Raw genomic sequence first — 16,808 nt, 5'->3', positions numbered from 1 at the left:
TCATGAGGTTGACGGCACTCACCGTCCCTTTTGCCCCCGCCAACTTCATGATCAACGGTGCGGTGACGGGGGTGGACGGGGACCGGCGGTGTCGACCAAGGAGATTGCGGCCTGATGTGGCGGGTTGGGGGACGTCAACTCCTTGATCAACGGGAGAGGGCGGGGAGGGAGGGCGGGGGCAGGGATGGGAGTCGATCCCGGTTGGGGCCCGTGATGTGGGATCACAGTGCGGAGCTGTGGTCCGGCCGGGCGTGGTGTGGCAGCATGAGGCACATGACCGCCGCTGTCGTCCGCCGCTTCGTGGCTCGCCGCCACGTCGATTACGGCCGCGTGCGCAGCGCGATCTGTCCGGCCCACTGACGACGCCCGACCCTTCCGTCTCGGGCGCGCACTCGCGCCGGCCGTCATCGACATCGCCGTCCACGGCCCACTCCCGGGCCGGCCGCCGCGTCCGCGCTCGCAGGCACCGCAGCAAGCAATGGAGGACGCCGCGATGGCGGTCAGCAGCACCCCGACCCGTCCCGACTCCCCGGCGCCCGCCGCCCGTGCGCCCCGCCGGCCACGCGGCGAGGGCCAGTGGGCGCTCGGGCACAAAGAGCCGCTCAACCCCAACGAGCGGATCAAGAAGGACGACGACCCGCTGAACGTGCGGGACCGGATCGAGAACATCTACGCCCATCGCGGTTTCGCCTCGATCGACCCGCAGGACCTGCGCGGCCGGTTCCGCTGGTGGGGCCTCTACACCCAGCGCAAGGCCGGCATCGACGGCGGGCGTACCGCAGTCCTGGAGCCGCACGAGCTGGAGGACGAGTTCTTCATGCTCCGCGTCCGGGTGGACGGCGGCCAGCTCAACCTGGCCCAGCTCCGCGTGATCGCGGACATCTCCCGCGAGTTCGCCCGGGACACCGCCGACATCACCGACCGGCAGAACATCCAGTACCACTGGATCCGGGTCGAGGACATGCCGGAGATCTGGCGCCGGCTGGAGGCGGTCGGCCTGCAGACCACCGAGGCGTGCGGCGACTGCCCCCGGATCGTGCTGGGCAGCCCGGTCGCCGGGGTGGCCCGGGACGAGGTGCTCGACCCGACTCCGGCGATCGACGAGATCGTCCGCCGGTACGTCGGCGACAAGGCGTACTCCAACCTGCCCCGCAAGTTCAAGACCTCGATCTCCTGGCTGGTCGACACCCCGTACGAGGCGAACGACATCGCGTTCCTCGGCGTGGAGCACCCGGAGCACGGTCCCGGCTTCGACGTGTGGGTGGGCGGCGGGCTCTCCACCAACCCGATGCTCGCCAAGCGGCTCGGCGTCTGGGTGCCGCTGAACGAGGTGCCGGACGTGTGGGCCGGTGTGGTCGGCATCTTCCGCGACTACGGCTACCGCCGGCTGCGTAACCGGGCCCGGCTGAAGTTCCTGGTCGCCGACTGGGGCGTGGAGCGGTTCCGGGAGGTGCTGGAGAAGGAGTACCTGGGCCGCACGCTGCTGGACGGCCCGGCCGCGGAACTGCCGGCGAAGCCGGTCGACCACATCGGTGTGCACGCCCAGCGTGACGGCGCGAACTACGTCGGCGCGGCCCCGGTGGTGGGCCGGGTCTCCGGCACCCAGCTGGCGCAGCTCGCCGACGTGGTCGAGGCGCACGGCAGCGGCCGGGTGCGGCTCACCCCGTACCAGAAGCTGCTGGTGCTGGACGTGGCGCCGGAGCGGACCGAGGAGCTGGTCACGGCGCTGCGCGGGATCGGCCTGGAGGCCCGGCCGTCGGCGTGGCGGCGCGGCACGATGGCCTGCACCGGCATCGAGTTCTGCAAGCTCGCCATCGTCGAGACCAAGCGGCGCGGCGAGGAACTGGTCGCGCGCCTGGAGGAGCGGCTGCGCGACTTCGACGCGGACATCTCCATCCACCTCAACGGCTGCCCGAACGCCTGCGCCCGCACCCAGGTCGCGGACATCGGGCTCAAGGGCCAGCTCGTGGTCGGCCCGGACGGCCGGCAGGTCGAGGGTTTCCAGGTGCACCTTGGCGGCGGCCTCGGCATGGCCCAGGGCCAGACCGCCGGTTTCGGCCGCAAGCTGCGCGGCCTGAAGACCACCGCCGAGGAGCTTCCGGAGTACGTGGAACGGCTCGCCCGCCGCTACCTGGCCGGCCGGACCGAGGGTGAGACGTTCGCCAACTGGGTGATCAGAGCCGACGAGGAGGAGCTCCGATGAGCGATGCCCGATCTGCGCCTCTCTACTGCCCGTACTGCGGGGAGGAGGACCTGCGACCGCACGAGGCCGGACACGGCGCCTGGGAGTGCCACGCCTGCGCGCGGGTCTTCGCGGTCAAGTTCACCGGTCTGCTGAGCCGGGCGGTGACCCGGTGAGCGGCCTCGTCTCCGCCGCCGGCCTCGGCCTGATCGGCGAGGCCGGGCCGGCCCGCCGGGACCCGGAGGAGTTGCGCGCGCTGGCCGAGGAGGCCGGCCGGGAGCTGGCGGACGCGCCGGCGATCGAGATCGCCCGGTGGGCGGCCGAGACGTTCGGCGAGCGGTTCTGCGTGACCAGCTCGATGGCCGACGGGGTGGTGGCGCACCTGGTCTCCCGGGTCGCGCCCGGCGTCGACGTGGTGTTCCTGGACACCGGGCTGCACTTCCCGGAGACGCTGCGGGTGCGTGACGAGGTGGCCCGCCGGATGCCGGTGCGGGTGCGCTCGATCCGGCCGCGGATGACCGTGGGCCAGCAGGACGGCCAGTACGGTCCGCGGCTGTTCAACAGGTCCCCGGACGACTGCTGCCAGCTGCGCAAGGTGGAGCCGCTGGAGCGGGCGCTGTCCGGGTACGACGCGTGGGCCGCCGGACTGCGCCGGGACGAGTCGCCGACCCGGGCGAACACGCCGGTGGTGGGCTTCGACGCGCGGCGCGGCAAGGTCAAGGTGAACCCGATCGCGGCGTGGACGCAGCGGGAGGTGGACGCGTACGTGGCCCGGTACGACATCCCGGTCAACGAGCTGTTCGCGCGCGGCTACGGCTCGATCGGCTGCTGGCCGTGCACCCGGCGGACGAAGGCGGGGGAGGACCCGCGGTCCGGTCGCTGGGCGATGTTCGAGAAGACCGAGTGCGGCCTGCACACCTGAGGGCCGGGCCACCCGTGGTGCTGGTGGCGCACGGGAGCCGTGACCCTCGGGCGGCGGAGGCGACCCGGGCGCTGGCCCGGGCCGTGGCGGACACCTGGCCCGGTCGTGCGGTGCTGCCGAGCTGGCTGGACCACACCGATCCCGGCCCGGCCGAGGTGCTGCGCGGGCTTGCCGCCGCCGGCCACTCCCGGGCGGTTCTGGTGCCGCTGCTGCTGACCGCCGCGTACCACCGGAAGGTCGACATCCCGGCGGCGGTCGCGGCGGCCGGCGCCGAGATCGAGGTACGGGTGACCGACGTGCTGGGCCCGGCCGGCTCCGGCGTGGACGGCGGGTTGCTGGACGGGCTGCGCCGCCGCCTGGCGGAGGCGACCGGCGACGAGCCGGGCGGGCTGGACGCGGTGGTGCTGGCGGCGGCCGGTACCCGGGATCCGGCCGCTCGTGCTTCGGTGGGCCGGGTCGCGGCGGCGTTCGGCGCCGGGCTGGGCGTGCCGTGCCGCGTGTCGTACGCCTCGGCGGCGCCGCCGGAGGTCGGCGGCGCGGTGGCGCGACTGCGCGCGGCGGGGGCCCGCCGGGTCGCGGTGGCGGCCTACTTCCTGGCGCCGGGCCGGTTCCACGACGGGGTACGCGCGGCGGCCCGGTCGGCGGGCGCGGTGGCGGTGGCGGAGCCGCTGAACGACCTGCCGGAGTTGGCGGATCTGGTCCGGCGGCGCGTTGACACGGTTGCGGCCTGACGGGTGAGGACAACGCAACGCCCCGGCCGGAATCCCGGCCGGGGCGTTGTCGTGTGGTACGGGTCAGGCGGAGTGAGCGCGCAGCACCCGGAGACCGCCGCGGCGCTTCACCGCGCGGCGCTCCTCCTCGCTCATCCCGCCCCAGACGCCGGCGTCCTGACCGGACTCCAGCGCCCACTGCAGGCACTGGTCGGTCACGGGGCAGCGCCGGCAGACGGCCTTCGCCTGCTCCACCTGAAGGAGGGCCGGGCCGGACGTCCCGATGGGGAAGAACAGCTCCGGGTCCTCGTCGCGGCAGACCGAATCGTGGCGCCAGTCCATGGCGGCAACACTCCTCATTCTTAGTGGGTGGCCAGTAAACGCTTCGTTGCTATTCCTATTTGCGTCCGCATTGCCGAAGGGTGACGGTCAGCATCCATCAATTCGGCGCAGCGTGAGCAGGCTGTGGGGTGCCTGGACCTGCTGGAACAGCTCAACCGAACGAGCATATCCAGGCAATGTCCCGGCAACACGAGTTCGCTTGTGAATACTTTCACGAACTACAGCGATGTCAAGGGTGCCGCTCGGAAAAACTCCGAACAGTGAGCGGGCTCACCACCCATTTGTCCGGGTTTACCAGGGTCCTGGTTACCCGGCGTGCCACAGTCGATAATCAATGTAGTACGGTCTGCGTGACGTTGCTGACATTTCCGGCACCCTTCCTCGGCGTGGCGGCCACCGCGCCCGCGCGGCGGGGGGATCCGCGTCAGCCGACTGGAGTACCCGAGACCTAGCAGATTACTCTCAGTGCCGCCGGCACGGAGGTGAATCGGACTTTCTCCCGCTCGCCGAGGTAGTCCCCGTCCATCTGGAACGGCAGTGGGCGCTCCGAGCGCAGGGTGAACTCCGCCAGGTCGTGCAGGCGCAGCACCTGCTTGCCGTGCGGGTCCGGCTTCCGGGAGAAGAACTGCGCCGCCGTACGGGCCGTGCTGGCCACCCGCAGCCGCCGCAGCGCGAGCACGTCGAGCCCGAGATCGAACGAGGCTTCCGGGTTCGGGTTGATCTCCCGGTCGCCCAGGTACGTCCACGGCGCGGTGTTCTGGATGATCGCCGTGGCCAGCTCCGTGTCCGGCGCCTCACCCGGACGCTCCAGCGTGATCGACGGGTGGCGGCGGTCCGAGCCGACGAAGTACTGGCTCGCGGTGGACCGGAAGTAGAGCGCCGGCGTGGAGACGCGCCCCTTCTTGCGGGACTGTTCCACCCGGCGGATGACCGCCGCGTCCAGCCCGAAGCCGGCGCAGAACGTGAAGTAGCGGTCGTCGGCCCGGCCCAGCCCGATCGTGCGGGACCGGCCCAGCCGCAGTCCCTCCAGGATCATGCTGGTGCCGTCCGGCCATTCCCGGGGCAGCCCGAGCGCGCGGGCGAAGACGTTCGTCGAGCCGCCGGGCACGGTGGCCAGCGCGGGCAGCCGTTCGGCCGAGGTCTGCCCGGTCCGGAACGTCGGCGGCTCCGCCGCCATCAGGCCGTTTACCACCTCGTTGACGGTGCCGTCGCCACCGAGCGTGACCACCAGGTCGACGCCCTCCTGGGCGGCCTCCCGGGCCAGGTCCATGGCATGGCCCCGCCGGCGCGTGTAGCGCACCGACAGGTCGACTTCACTGCGCAACGCCCGGACCAGCACGTCCCGGCTGCGCTCGCTGGTGGTGGTGGCCTTCGGATTGACCACCAGGACGGCCCGCATGGGCGGCACTGTACCGCGACTACCCACCGGTATCGTGGCGCCCGTGACGATCGACTCCGACCCGGTCCCCGGCACGCTGCGCGCCGCGGTGCTCCTGCTACGCGCGGAGGCGGTGGCGCTCGGGCTGATCGCGGTGTGGCTCATCTGGTCCGACCTCACCGCTGAGACGACAGACCTGGTCTCGGCGCTGTGGGTGACCGCGTTCGCGATCGGCGGCGCGGTGGCGCTCTGGGCGCTCGGCGGCGCGTTGTCCCGCCGTCGCGCCGGCGCACGCGCGCCCGCGATCGTGCTTCAGCTCATGCTGCTGCCGGTCGGCTGGTTCATGATCGAGGGAGGGATGGGCTGGCTCGGGCTGCCGCTCATGGCGTTCGGCATCGGCATGGTCGGGTTGCTGGTGAGCGGCCCGACCAACCGTGCGCTCGGCTTCGGCGACCCGGCCCGCTGAGCGCCGGACGGCCGCCGGAGCGGTGACCCCGACCCGGTCAGAAGCCGGCGCGGCGGGTCAGCAGCGAGATGGTGGCCCGGCCGTCGGTCGCGTGGGCGTTGGCCCCGGTGGTCAGCGCGGTGAGCACCTTCCAGGCGAACGACGACTCCGACGGCAGCGTCGCGCCCCGGACCGTCGGCACCGTGACCTCGACGGTGAGCGCGTCCTCGGTGACCGCGAACCGGCACTCCAGCTCGGCGTCGCGGGTGGCGATGGCGAGCAGCATGGCGCACGCCTCGTCGACGGCGATGCGCAGGTCCTCGATCTCGTCGAGGGCGAACTGCAGCCGGGCCGCGAGGCCGGCCGTGGCGGTGCGGAGCACGCCGAGGTAACCACCGTCGGCGGGCACGGTGAGGTGGACGACGTCGTCGTCAGTCGTCGGGTGCCCGGTCAGTTGAGTCACGGCTCCTCCCCCCGGTGCGGGACTCTACCCGGTCAGGGGGCCGACCGCGTGGGCGCGGCCGTCGCGTGCGTGGCGAGCTCGCGCAACGCGGGTCCGGCCAGGCGGTACGGGGTCCACTCGTCCATCGGCGTGGCGCCGATCGCGGCGTAGAAGCGGGCTGCCGGGTTCCAGTTGATCATCCACCACTCCAGCCGCTGGTAGCCGCGCTCGACGCAGATCGCGGCGAGGGTGGCCAGCAGCATCCGGCCCGCGCTGGTGCCCCGGGCGGCCGGGCGGACGTACAGGTCCTCCAGGTAGATGCCGTGGACGCCGGCCCAGGTGGAGAAGTTGAGGAACCAGAGCGCGAAGCCGACCGGCTGGTCCGCCGCGTCGACGGCCACGTGACCGAAGAGCGCCGGCGCCGACCCGAACAGGGCCGCCTCCAGCTGCTCGGCGGTGAGGTGGCACTGCTCCGGGGCGCGCTCGTACTCGGCGAGTTCGTGCACCATGGCGACGACGGCCGGTACGTCCCCGGGACGTACCGGCCGGATCGTCGGAGTGCCGTCGGGCGACGTCACGCCTGCTTGGTCTCCCAGAAGATCTTCGAGATCTCGTCGATCTTCGCCAGCAGCTCGTCCGCCTTGGCCGGGTCGGTCGCGCCCTTGGCGCCGGCCGCGCCGGCCAGCTTGGTGGCCTCGTTGAACAGCTGGTGCAGGTGCGGGTACTTCTCGAAGTGCGGCGGCTTGAAGTAGTCGGTCCAGAGCACCCACAGGTGGTGCTTGACCAGCTCCGCCCGCTGCTCCTTGATCAGGATGGCGCGGGTGCGGAACTCCGGGTCGGTGTTGGCCTGGTACTTCTCACAGATCATTTTGACCGACTCGGCCTCGATCCGGGCCTGGGCCGGGTCGTATACGCCGCAGGGCAGGTCGCAGTGAGCGCTGGCCGTCACCCGGGGCGTGAGGATGCGGGGAAGGCGCATCAGGGTCCTCCATGGGTTGTTTGCGATGATCCAAGACGACATTACTCCTGGAGACGCCCTCGGGGGCTGGGAGGTGACATGGCGCCCACCGGCGAACCTCCGGCGCTGCGCGGCCCGCTGACGCCGGTGCTGGTGACCGGCCCCTCCATGTCCCCCACGCTGCGGCACGGCGACGCGGTGCTGGTCCGCACCGGCGGCCGGGCGGTGCGCCCCGGTGACGTGGTCGTCGCGGTCTTCCGCAGCCGTCCCGACCTGCTCGTCGTCAAGCGGGCGGTGGAACCGCGCGACGGCGGCTGGTGGTTGCGCGGCGACAACGAGTTCGTCGCCGACGACTCCCGCGCGTACGGGGTGGCCGACGTCCGCGGCCGGGTGGTGGCCCGCTGGTGGCCGCGTCCGGGACTGGTCAGGGGCCGGTAACGACCGGAGCGGATATGACCCCGCTCACATACTGGCTGCCGAAGCGTGACTATGCTCGGAAAGTGCCCGGGTGACCCCCGCACCGCCGCGCCGCCGGTCGCTGACCACCGCTGACCACGCCGGCCGGTCCGTCTGCTCGACAGATCCTGGAGTCACCATGTCTTCGTCCACCCCGGACCCCGCCGATCCCGTCTTCCGCCTGCACGTCGGCGGCAAGATGGCAGTCGCCTCCACCGTCCCGCTGACCAGCCGCGAGGACCTCTCCCTCGCGTACACCCCGGGGGTTGCCCGGGTGTGCGAGGCGATCGCCGCCGACCCCGCGCTCGCCGACACCTACACCTGGGTGTCGCACACCGTCGCGGTCGTCACCGACGGCTCCGCCGTACTCGGTCTGGGCAACATCGGCCCGCGCGCCGCGCTGCCCGTGATGGAGGGCAAGGCGGTGCTGTTCAAGCAGTTCGCGGGCGTCGACGCGGTGCCGGTCTGCCTGGACACGCAGGACGTGGACGAGATCGTGGCGACGGTCAAGGCGCTCGCGCCCTCGTTCGGCGGGATCAACCTGGAGGACATCAGCGCGCCGCGCTGCTTCGAGGTGGAGCGGCGGCTCGACGAGGCGCTGGACATCCCGGTCTTCCACGACGACCAGCACGGCACCGCGATCGTGGTGCTCGCCGCGCTGCGCAACGCCGCCACGCTGCTCAACCGCAAGCTCGGCGACCTGCGGGTGGCCGTCAGCGGCGCGGGCGCGGCCGGTGTCGCGGTGACCAAGATGCTGATCGCCGGCGGCGTCGACCCGGCCGGGGTGGTGGTGTGCGACTCGCGCGGCATCATCGGTCGGCACCGCGAGCTGACCGGCACCAAGGCCGAGCTGGCCGAACTCACAAACGCCGAGGGCCGCCAGGGCGACATCACCGAGGCGCTGCGCGGCGCGGACGTGCTCATCGGCGTCTCCGGCGGCCAGATCCCCGAGGCGGCGGTGGCCGGCATGGCGCCCGGCGGCATCGTGTTCGCGCTGGCCAACCCCACCCCGGAGGTGCACCCCGAGGTGGCCGCCCGGCACGTGGCAGTGGTCGCCACCGGGCGCAGCGACTACCCGAACCAGATCAACAACGTGCTCGCGTTCCCCGGCGTGTTCCGGGGCGCGCTGGACGCCGGTGCCACCCGGATCACCGACTCGATGAAGGTGGCCGCCGCCGACGCCATCGCGAACGTGGTGGCCGAGTCGCTCACCGCCGACGCGATCGTGCCCTCGCCGCTGGACCCCCGGGTCGCGCCGGCGGTGGCCGAGGCGGTCGCCGAAGCCGCCCGCCGCGACGGCGTCGCCCGCCGCTGAGATGTAAGGAAGGGGCCCTTCTTAACGCCTCCGGTAGAGGAAGGGCCCCTTCTTAACTGCTGCTCAGCTTGTTACCGTGCCGATCATGCGTGCTGCCTTCGCCTCGGCCTTCGACACCGACAACCCGCTTGCCGCGCTCGCCGTCGGCGACCGTCCCGAGCCGACCCACCCGCAGGACGACTGGGTCACCGTGCGGGTCCGGGCCAGCTCGCTCAACCACCACGACCTCTGGTCGCTGCGTGGCGTGGGCCTGACCGCCGACCAGCTCCCGATGATCCTCGGCTGCGACGCGGTCGGCACCGACCCGGACGGCAACGAGGTCGTCATCTACCCGGTGGTGCCCACCCCGGGCGACCCGCGCGGGGTCTCCATCCTCTCCGAGCACTACCAGGGCACGTTCGCCGAGCTGGTCGCCGTACCCCGGATGAACCTCCTGCCGCTGCCCGACGGCCTGTCGGCCACCGACGCGGCGTGCCTGCCCACGGCCTGGCTCACCGCCTGGCGGATGCTGACCACCAAGGGCCGGGTCGCCGACGGCGAGTCGGTGCTGGTCCAGGGCGCCGGCGGTGGCGTGGCCACCGCGGCTGTCGCGCTCGGCGTCGCGCTCGGCAAGCGGGTGTACGCGACCAGCCGCGACGCCGCCAAGCGGGAGCGGATCGCCGAGCTGGGCGCGACCGCGCTGGAGCCCGGCGCGCGGCTGCCGGAACGGGTCGACGTGGTGATCGAGACGGTCGGCGCGGCCACGTTCGACCACTCGCTGAAGTCGGCCGCGCCGATGGCCCGGATCGTGGTCTCCGGCGCCACCTCCGGCCACGAGCCGAAGGTCAACCTGCGCCGGGTCTTCGCCATGCAGCTGGAGATCCTCGGCACCTCGATGGGCACCCCCGACGAGCTGACCGAGCTGCTCGCGTTCTGCGCCGAGCACGAGGTGCGGCCGGTGGTCGACCGGGTGGTGCCGTTCAGCGAGATCACCGAGGCGTTCGCCCGGCTGCAGTCCGGCGACGTCTTCGGCAAGGTGGTCGTCGACCACACCGCCTGAGGCGCGCGGCGCGGATGGTGCTCGGCGCTGGCGGCGCTCGGCGCTGGCGGCGCGCGGCGCGGCGTGTTAAGAAGGGGCCCCTTCTCTACCGGAGGCGTTAATAAGGGGCCCTTCCTTACAGCCGGTCGTCGAGCGTGGCCACGCCGCCTCGGGCCGCGGCGGCGGGGAGGCGCTCCTTCGCCGCCGGGTCGCCGTAGAGCGTCCAGCGGAGGAACTCGATCGTGGTGTCCGCGACCACGCCCAGCGCCTTGCCGTCGCCGAGCAGCGCCCGGCCGTGGTCGCCCTTCGGCAGGCTGAGCATCGCCTTCGGCCACGGCACCGCGTCGAAGACGGCCTTGCCCGCGGCGTACGACACCACCTCGTCGGCCTCACCGTGCACGTACAACTGCGGCGCGACGGTGCCGGCGAACGCGGTGCCCACGCCGAGGGCGGTGCCGGCGAAGACGATGCCCGCGTCCAGCCGCGCGTCCCGGCCCGCGGTGAACAGGCCGATAGTGGTCACGCCACCGGCGCTGTGCCCGGTCGCGGCCACCCGCTCCGGGTCCAGCCGGCCACGCAGCGGATCGCCCGCCTTCTCGCCGAGCGCGAGCACCCGGGTCAGCACGTACGACACGTCGGCCGGCTGGTTCAGCACGTCCAGCGCGTTGCCGTCGGTGCCCCGAGAGGTGTGCGGGAAACGTGGCGCGGCGACCACGAAACCGGCCGCCGCCCAGCGCGTGAGCAGCACCTGGTAGTCCTCCGGCCGGGCGGTCAGCCCGTGGCTGAACAGCACCACCGGGAACCGCCCGGCCGCCGCCGGGGCGGAGCGCTCGACCGCGCCACCGGCCGCGCCCGCCGCCGGGTACCAGAGCGTCACCGGCAACGGCCGGTTGCCGTCCCGGTTGAGCTTCACCTGGCGTACGCCGACCGCGAAGCTCTCCGTGGGCGCCTTGCCGGCGGGTACGCGCGGGGTCGGTGTGACGCTTGTCGGTGCGGTGTCCGGAGCGGGCCGCCCGGCCGGGGCGGCGGGCTGCTCCGAGCAGCCGGCGAGGGCGGCGCCGAGGACGGCGGCGGTGAGCAGGGCGACGGGACGACGGCGCATGAACTGAATTGTGCCTCGCGATCGCCTGTGACCCCGCCCGGTCAGCCGGTCGGGTGGTCGCACGCCGATGCGCGGAGCCGGGCCAGGTCGGCGGCGTCCTTGGCACGGCGGGGCCGCTCCGGCATCCAGACCGGGAACATCTCCTTGAACTCGATCTGCGCGGCGACGCTGATCACCGGCGCCGCGAGCGGACCGATCCGGCCGGGTGGGGCGCTCAGCATGCCCTCGGGCAGGACGGTGCCCGCCCACGGTCCGGCGCCCACGACGACCCGGCCCGCCGTGTCCCGGTCGAGGTACGCGAAGCTCAGCTCGACGTCGTCCCGGACCAGGTCGAGCTGGAGCGTTGCCGGCATTCGGGGGTCGGGCCGCCAGCTGAGCGCGCCGAGCCGGTCGGCCAGCAGGTCGGCGTCCCGCCGCCAGCAGTACCAGTCGACATCGACGTGGGGGCGGCTCACCGTTCCGAGGTGGAAGTCCATCGCCCAGCCGCCGCGCAGCCAGACGTCGATCCCGGCCGCTCCGGCCACCTCGACGACCTCACGGATGGCGCCCAGTTGCCGCCCTTCCAGCCCGTCCACGCCCGCACCCTACCCACCCCTGCCCCGGCTCGCGTCGATCATGAGGTTGGCGGCATCTGCTGTCCGGTTTGTCGCCGTCAACCTCATGATCAACGGCGCTGGGCCGGGTGCGGTCACGTGGGGAGGGAGTGGGTCGTGAAAGTTGTGCCGGGGGCTGTCGCGTCGGCGGGGAGGCGGCGCAGCGCCGCCCGGTCGGCGTAGAGCGTCCAGCGCAGGAAGTCGGTGGTGGTGGCGAGCACCTGGGGGAAACCGGCCCGGCCCGGCGTCAGATACTCGCCGTGGCCCTGACCGCGCAGGCTCAGGAAGGCGGCCGGTCCGAGGCAGCGGGCGTACGCGGCCCGGCCGATCGACTCCGGCACGATCCGGTCGGCGCTCCCGTGCACGAACAGCATCGGCGCGAGCGGACGGGAGAAGCCGGCGACCATCCGGCCACCGGCGATCACGATCCCGGCCCGTAGCGGGGTCGGTTGCCCGGAGGCGAACATTCCGAGGCTGGTGTGACCACCGGCCGAGTGCCCGGCGGCGGCGAACCGGTCCACGGCCAGGTGCGCGCCGAGCGGGTCACCGGGGCGGGTGCCCAGGCGGACCAGGTGACGGACCAACCGCCAGGCGTCGGCCGGCTGGTTGCGTACGTCGTCGCGGGTGTAGCTGCGGGCGCGCAGGCTCGTACGCGGGTAGGTGGGCGCTACCACCACGAACCCGGCGGCCGCCCAGCGGCTGGTCAGGGCGGCGTGCAGCGCGGGCAGGCTGCGCAGCCCGTGGCTGTAGAGGACCACCGGGAACCGGCCCGCCGCGAACGGCGCGCCCGGCCGCACCCGTGGCCCGTCCAGCGTGCCGGTGCCGGACGGCCCGGCGGCGGGGCCGGTCGAGGTGGCGGCGGGGCCCGGCGAGAGGGCGGCGTCACGTGCGGGGGCGGAGCCGGGTAGCGCGGTGGTGTGGGCCGGTGCGGCGGGACCTGCGGAAGTGGACGGGGTCGCCTGCGTGGGCAGGTCGGCCGGGTACCAGACGGTGACCGGCAGCGGTCGCGTGCCCTCCGGATCGAGCGTGAACTGGCGCATCCCCACCGCGTACTGGCGATCGGGCGCGGGCCGGACACCGGCCGGTACGGGATCGGTGGTGGCGACGGCCTGGCCGCAGCCGGCCAGCAGCGCCGTCATCAGCGCGGCCACCAGCCGCTGCCCCCTCACACCTGCACGGTAGGCAGCCGAGTGGTCGGTCCGCGCCCGCCGTCCGGATCGGCTGCCGTCACCACCCGGCCGGGCGACGCCTCCACCGGCCGGGCGGGTTTGCGCGGGCCGGGTGAGCCGGATGTCGAGCTCCGGCCTGGCGGGGCGGCCTGGTCCGGCCGGTTTCGCTAGGGTCACCCGCATGGCTGAGAACTACACCGACCCGAGTGGCAACACAGCGCAGTTCCGCGCGTTCGTCGATTCGCCCGAGCCGGCCGCGTCGGCGTCGGCGCCGTCCCGGGTGCCGCTGATCGCCGGTGTGGCTGTCGCCGTCGTCGTGGTGGTCGCGCTGGTCGCCTGGATCGCCCTGGGCTGACCCGGCCGCCGCGCGCCGGTCGCCGGCAGCGGCAGGGTCGGGTTTGGAAGCGCTGGGGTCACGCCACCTCGCCGAGGTGGCGACATCGGGCGCACCGGGTCACGCCACCCCGCCGAGGTAGCGGCACCGTCGCCCCGAACGCGGTCAGACGCCCAGCACCTCGCGGGTCTCGCGGGCGATCTCCCGCTCCTCGTCGGTGCCGACCACGAGCACCGCCACCTCCGCGCCGTCCGGCGAGACGATCCGGTCGCCGTGGCCGTCGTTGCGCGCCGGGTCGACGGCGATGCCGAGCCGCTCCAGCCCGGCCAGCGATGCGGAACGCACCGGCGCGGCGTGCTCGCCCACCCCGGCGGTGAACGCGATCGCGTCGACCCGGCCGAGCAGCGCGTAGTACGCGCCGACGTAGCCGGTGATGCGCCGGCAGTAGACGTCGAAGGCCAGTGTCGCGTCCGGGTCACCGGCGGCACGCCGGGCCAGCACCTCACGCATGTCGTTGGCGCCGGTCAGCCCGAGCAGGCCGCTGCGGTGGTTGAGCAGGTCGTCGATGTCGTCGACGCCCATGCCGCCCTCGCGGCGCAGGTGGAAGATGACTGTCGGGTCGAGGTCGCCGCTGCGGGTGCCCATCACCAGGCCTTCCAGCGGTGACATGCCCATCGAGGTGGCCACGCTGCGGCCACCCTGGACGGCACAGGCGCTCGCCCCGTTGCCCAGGTGCAGCGTGATGGTGTTGAGCTGGTCGTACGGGCGGTCGAGCAGGTCCGCCGTGCGCCGCGAGACGTACGCGTGCGAGGTGCCGTGGAAGCCGTACCGGCGGACGCCGTACCGCTCGGCGGTGGCCTTGTCGATCGCGTACGTGGCGGCGGCCTCGGGCAGCGTGTGGTGGAACGCGGTGTCGAAGACGGCCACCTGCGGGACGTCCGGCAGCGCCTCCAGCGCGACGCGGATGCCGGCCAGGTTGGCCGGGTTGTGCAGCGGGGCCAGCGGCACCAGGTCCTCGATGGCGGCGACCACCGCGTCGTCGATGCGTACCGGCTCGCTGAACTTCCGCCCGCCGTGCACCACCCGGTGGCCGACGCCGGCCAGCCCGGTCAGGTCGAGCCGACCGATGATCTCCCGGACCGCGCTCTCGTGGTCGGCCGGCCCGCCGCCGGGTTCGCCGATCCGTTCGACGGTGCCCTTGTCCAGGACGTCGTCGCCGTCGTACAGCCGGTACTTGACCGACGAGGACCCGCTGTTGAGGACCAGGATGCGGCTCATTCCGACGCCTCCGCGGCGGCCTGGATGGCGGTGATCGCCACCGTGTTGACGATGTCCGGCACGGTGGCGCCGCGGGACAGGTCGTTTACCGGCCGCCGCAGGCCCTGCATGACCGGCCCGACCGCCACCGCGCCGGCCGACCGCTGCACCGCCTTGTACGTGTTGTTGCCGGTGTTCAGGTCCGGGAAGATGAACACCGTGGCGCGCCCGGCGACCGGGCTGTCCGGCAGCTTGGTGGCCGCCACCTGCGGGTCGATCGCCGCGTCGTACTGGATCGGGCCCTCGACCAGCAGGTCAGGCCGGCGTTCCCGGACCAGCTTGGTGGCCGCCGCGACCTTCTCCACGTCGGCGCCCGCGCCGGAGCTGCCGGTGGAGTAGGACAGCATCGCCACCCGCGGCTCGATGCCGAACCGGGCCGCGGTGTCGGCCGACGAGATGGCGATGTCGGCGAGCTGGTCGGCGTCCGGGTCGGGGTTGACCGCGCAGTCGCCGTAGACGAGCACCCGGTCGGCGAGCAGCATGAAGAAGACGCTGGAGGCGACCGAGACGCCCGGCACGGTCCGGATGATCTCGAACGCGGGCCGGATGGTGGCGGCTGTGGTGTGGGTGGCGCCGGACACCATGCCGTCGGCGTGGCCGGTCTGCACCATCATCGTGCCGAAGTAGTTGGGCTGCGCCACGATGTCGTGCGCCAGTTCCACGGTGACGCCGCGGTGGGCGCGCAACTGCGCGTACGCCTGCGCGAACTCGTCCCGCCACGGGCTGGTCGCCGGGTCGACCACCTGCGCGTCGCCGAGGTCCACGCCCAGTTCCCGGGTGCGGCGGGCGATCTCGTCCGGGCGGCCGAGCAGCGTGATCTCGGCGACGCTCCGGCGCAGCAGCACCTCGGTCGCGCGCAGGATCCGTTCGTCGGCGCCCTCGGGGAGCACGAGCCGGCGGCGCTGGGCGCGGGCCCTGTCGATCAGGTCGTTCTCGAACATCAGCGGGGTGACCCGCGCGGACCGGCTGACCCGCAGCCGGCGGGCCAGGTCGTCGGTGTCCACGCAGCGTTCGAACGCGCCGAGCGCTGCCTCGACCTTGCGCGGGTTGGCGGTGCTGGGGCGGCCCTCGATCCGGCTGGACGCGGACACCGTGTCGTAGCTGTCGCTGGGTACCGACAGCACCGGGAGCCCGGTGTTCATCCGCTCGACCAGGCGCATGGCCCGCGGGTCGGGCTGTTCGCCGAGCGTGAGCACCAGCCCGGCCAGCGACACCTGCCCGGCGACGTGCGCGGCCCCGGCGGCCACCAGCAGGTCGGCGCGGTCGCCCGGGGTGATCACCAGCGCCCCGTCGGTGAGGTGGTCCAGCAGCGTCGGCACGTGCGCCGCGCCGACCACGTAGTCGAGCACGTCACGGTCGAGCGCGGTCTCGTCGCCGGTGAGCACGGTGCCGCGCAGCGCCGCGGCGACCTCGGCCACCGTCGGCGCCGACACGGTCGGCACCTCCGGGATCGCGTACGCGGGCACCGGCAGCTCGGGCAGCGTCATCGGCTCCGGCACGCGGTTGGCCAGCGCCGCGATCACCGTCGCGCCGAGGTCGACCAGATCGTGGTACGCGCCGCGCAGCGCCGCCGCGATCGTCTCGGGCGTCTGCCCGAAACCGTCGACCACCGGGACCACGACGCTGCTGAACTCGGTCGCGAGCCGGGCGTTGAAGGCCAGCTCACGCGGGCCGGTGCCGTCGCCGTAGGCGAAGTCGCTGCCGACCACCACTATCGCCGGGCAGCGGCGTTCGACCTCCCGGTAGCGGGTGACGATCCGGGAGATCAGCTCCTCCCGGCGGCCGTCCGCGACGAGCGCGCTCGCTTCGGCGTACGTGGCGCCGTACAGCTCGTCGACCGGCAGATCCATCCGGTAGCGCTCGGTGAGCAGGGCCAGGATCGGGTCGGTGCCGTCGCCGGTGACGAGCGGCCGGAACGCGCCGATTCGTTCCACCTGGCGGGACAACAGCTCGGCCAGCCCGAGCGCCACTGTCGATTTTCCCCCGCCCGAGCCAACGCCGGTCAGGTACACGCTGCGCGCCACGGCACCCAACCTACAAGATCGAGGTCGGTGCTGTCCGTTCTGCCTGGTCAGCACGGCTAGCCGGGGGAGAAGGCGGAAATTTCTCGCATCTACACTTGGCC

19 protein-coding genes are annotated in these 16,808 nt (G+C 73.2%); 9 read left to right on the top strand and 10 right to left on the bottom strand.

All coding sequences use genetic code 11. From position 1 onward, the window contains the following. Nucleotides 1–493: 493 nt before the first annotated feature. Genes KBX43_RS29555 through KBX43_RS29540 form a run of 4 tightly spaced genes read left to right on the top strand, consistent with a single transcriptional unit; the run spans nucleotide 494 to nucleotide 3,835 of the window. Nucleotides 494–2,203, top strand: coding sequence for a nitrite/sulfite reductase (locus KBX43_RS29555; RefSeq protein WP_043330952.1), 1,710 nt, complete (start codon nucleotides 494–496; stop codon nucleotides 2,201–2,203). Further along, entirely contained in the window at nucleotides 2,200–2,358 is a 159-nt protein-coding gene (locus KBX43_RS29550; RefSeq protein WP_013288361.1) for a hypothetical protein, read from the top strand. Before KBX43_RS29555 ends, KBX43_RS29550 begins: the two co-directional genes overlap by 4 nt. Beyond that, nucleotides 2,355–3,104 carry a phosphoadenylyl-sulfate reductase gene (locus tag KBX43_RS29545; RefSeq protein WP_043328516.1) on the top strand — a complete coding sequence of 250 codons (750 nt, stop codon included), beginning with the start codon at nucleotides 2,355–2,357 and terminating at the stop codon, nucleotides 3,102–3,104. The genes KBX43_RS29550 and KBX43_RS29545 overlap by 4 nt, the downstream gene beginning before the upstream one ends. Continuing rightward, on the top strand, nucleotides 3,086–3,835 hold the full coding sequence (locus KBX43_RS29540; protein WP_199496149.1) for a sirohydrochlorin chelatase: 750 nt from the start codon (nucleotides 3,086–3,088) through the stop codon (nucleotides 3,833–3,835). Before KBX43_RS29545 ends, KBX43_RS29540 begins: the two co-directional genes overlap by 19 nt. Nucleotides 3,836–3,898: 63 nt before the next feature. On the opposite strand, the gene KBX43_RS29535 is transcribed toward KBX43_RS29540, so the two are convergent. Together KBX43_RS29535 and KBX43_RS29530 are read right to left on the bottom strand one after the other, a co-directional pair. Next, complete coding sequence (locus KBX43_RS29535) at nucleotides 3,899–4,156, bottom strand: WhiB family transcriptional regulator (protein WP_013288358.1); 258 nt, start codon at nucleotides 4,154–4,156, stop codon at nucleotides 3,899–3,901. A gap of 448 nt (nucleotides 4,157–4,604) precedes the next feature. Then, on the bottom strand, nucleotides 4,605–5,555 hold the full coding sequence (locus tag KBX43_RS29530) for a diacylglycerol kinase family protein (protein ID WP_030503232.1): 951 nt from the start codon (nucleotides 5,553–5,555) through the stop codon (nucleotides 4,605–4,607). Nucleotides 5,556–5,598: 43 nt separating this feature from the next. On the opposite strand from KBX43_RS29530, the gene KBX43_RS29525 reads away from it, so the two are divergent. Beyond that, nucleotides 5,599–6,000, top strand: a complete 402-nt coding sequence (locus KBX43_RS29525) for a hypothetical protein (protein WP_064447880.1) — start codon at nucleotides 5,599–5,601, stop codon at nucleotides 5,998–6,000. A gap of 37 nt (nucleotides 6,001–6,037) precedes the next feature. Here KBX43_RS29525 and KBX43_RS29520 read toward each other — a convergent pair whose 3' ends face one another. From KBX43_RS29520 to sodN, 3 genes are read right to left on the bottom strand one after another with little or no spacing between them, the layout of a single operon-like run. Further along, nucleotides 6,038–6,442 (bottom strand): ATP-binding protein, encoded by a 405-nt coding sequence (locus KBX43_RS29520; protein WP_166457197.1) that lies wholly within the window; start codon nucleotides 6,440–6,442, stop codon nucleotides 6,038–6,040. A 32-nt stretch (nucleotides 6,443–6,474) separates the two neighbouring features. After that, nucleotides 6,475–6,999 (bottom strand): GNAT family N-acetyltransferase, encoded by a 525-nt coding sequence (locus tag KBX43_RS29515; protein ID WP_210888394.1) that lies wholly within the window; start codon nucleotides 6,997–6,999, stop codon nucleotides 6,475–6,477. Next, complete coding sequence (gene sodN, locus KBX43_RS29510) at nucleotides 6,996–7,400, bottom strand: superoxide dismutase, Ni (RefSeq protein WP_043328527.1); 405 nt, start codon at nucleotides 7,398–7,400, stop codon at nucleotides 6,996–6,998. Before sodN ends, KBX43_RS29515 begins: the two co-directional genes overlap by 4 nt. Before the next feature lie 78 nt (nucleotides 7,401–7,478). On the opposite strand from sodN, the gene KBX43_RS29505 reads away from it, so the two are divergent. The 3 genes from KBX43_RS29505 to KBX43_RS29495 all read left to right on the top strand — a co-directional run bounded on the left by KBX43_RS29505 (nucleotide 7,479) and on the right by KBX43_RS29495 (nucleotide 10,189). Beyond that, nucleotides 7,479–7,817 carry a S24 family peptidase gene (locus KBX43_RS29505; RefSeq protein ID WP_043328529.1) on the top strand — a complete coding sequence of 113 codons (339 nt, stop codon included), beginning with the start codon at nucleotides 7,479–7,481 and terminating at the stop codon, nucleotides 7,815–7,817. A 157-nt stretch (nucleotides 7,818–7,974) separates the two neighbouring features. After that, complete coding sequence (locus tag KBX43_RS29500) at nucleotides 7,975–9,150, top strand: NADP-dependent malic enzyme (RefSeq protein ID WP_043328531.1); 1,176 nt, start codon at nucleotides 7,975–7,977, stop codon at nucleotides 9,148–9,150. An 85-nt stretch (nucleotides 9,151–9,235) separates the two neighbouring features. Next, nucleotides 9,236–10,189, top strand: a complete 954-nt coding sequence (locus KBX43_RS29495) for a zinc-binding dehydrogenase (RefSeq protein ID WP_030503225.1) — start codon at nucleotides 9,236–9,238, stop codon at nucleotides 10,187–10,189. A 115-nt stretch (nucleotides 10,190–10,304) separates the two neighbouring features. On the opposite strand, the gene KBX43_RS29490 is transcribed toward KBX43_RS29495, so the two are convergent. The 3 genes from KBX43_RS29490 to KBX43_RS29480 form a co-directional block, all read right to left on the bottom strand. Next, on the bottom strand, nucleotides 10,305–11,270 hold the full coding sequence (locus KBX43_RS29490; RefSeq protein ID WP_064447876.1) for a chlorophyllase: 966 nt from the start codon (nucleotides 11,268–11,270) through the stop codon (nucleotides 10,305–10,307). Between the two features lie 41 nt (nucleotides 11,271–11,311). Continuing rightward, nucleotides 11,312–11,845 (bottom strand): nucleotidyltransferase domain-containing protein, encoded by a 534-nt coding sequence (locus tag KBX43_RS29485; RefSeq protein WP_210888391.1) that lies wholly within the window; start codon nucleotides 11,843–11,845, stop codon nucleotides 11,312–11,314. A 113-nt stretch (nucleotides 11,846–11,958) separates the two neighbouring features. Beyond that, the gene (locus KBX43_RS29480; protein ID WP_069087361.1) at nucleotides 11,959–13,032 is read right to left on the bottom strand and encodes a hydrolase; all 1,074 of its coding nucleotides are present in this window, start codon (nucleotides 13,030–13,032) and stop codon (nucleotides 11,959–11,961) included. 181 nt (nucleotides 13,033–13,213) lie between these two features. Between KBX43_RS29480 and KBX43_RS29475 the strand changes: the two genes are divergently transcribed. Next, on the top strand, nucleotides 13,214–13,387 hold the full coding sequence (locus KBX43_RS29475) for a hypothetical protein (RefSeq protein ID WP_166457193.1): 174 nt from the start codon (nucleotides 13,214–13,216) through the stop codon (nucleotides 13,385–13,387). A gap of 144 nt (nucleotides 13,388–13,531) precedes the next feature. On the opposite strand, the gene KBX43_RS29470 is transcribed toward KBX43_RS29475, so the two are convergent. Together KBX43_RS29470 and pta are read right to left on the bottom strand one after the other, a co-directional pair. After that, nucleotides 13,532–14,644, bottom strand: a complete 1,113-nt coding sequence (locus KBX43_RS29470; RefSeq protein WP_113974696.1) for an acetate/propionate family kinase — start codon at nucleotides 14,642–14,644, stop codon at nucleotides 13,532–13,534. After that, complete coding sequence (gene pta, locus KBX43_RS29465) at nucleotides 14,641–16,716, bottom strand: phosphate acetyltransferase (protein ID WP_140946433.1); 2,076 nt, start codon at nucleotides 16,714–16,716, stop codon at nucleotides 14,641–14,643. The genes KBX43_RS29470 and pta overlap by 4 nt, the downstream gene beginning before the upstream one ends. Nucleotides 16,717–16,808: the final 92 nt, after the last annotated feature.

The organism is Micromonospora sp. C41 (genome assembly GCF_018070485.1).
Lineage (GTDB): Bacteria > Actinomycetota > Actinomycetes > Mycobacteriales > Micromonosporaceae > Micromonospora > Micromonospora chalcea.
Note: the sequence above shows the minus strand (reverse complement) of the source record. Positions and strands in the feature narration are given on the sequence as shown.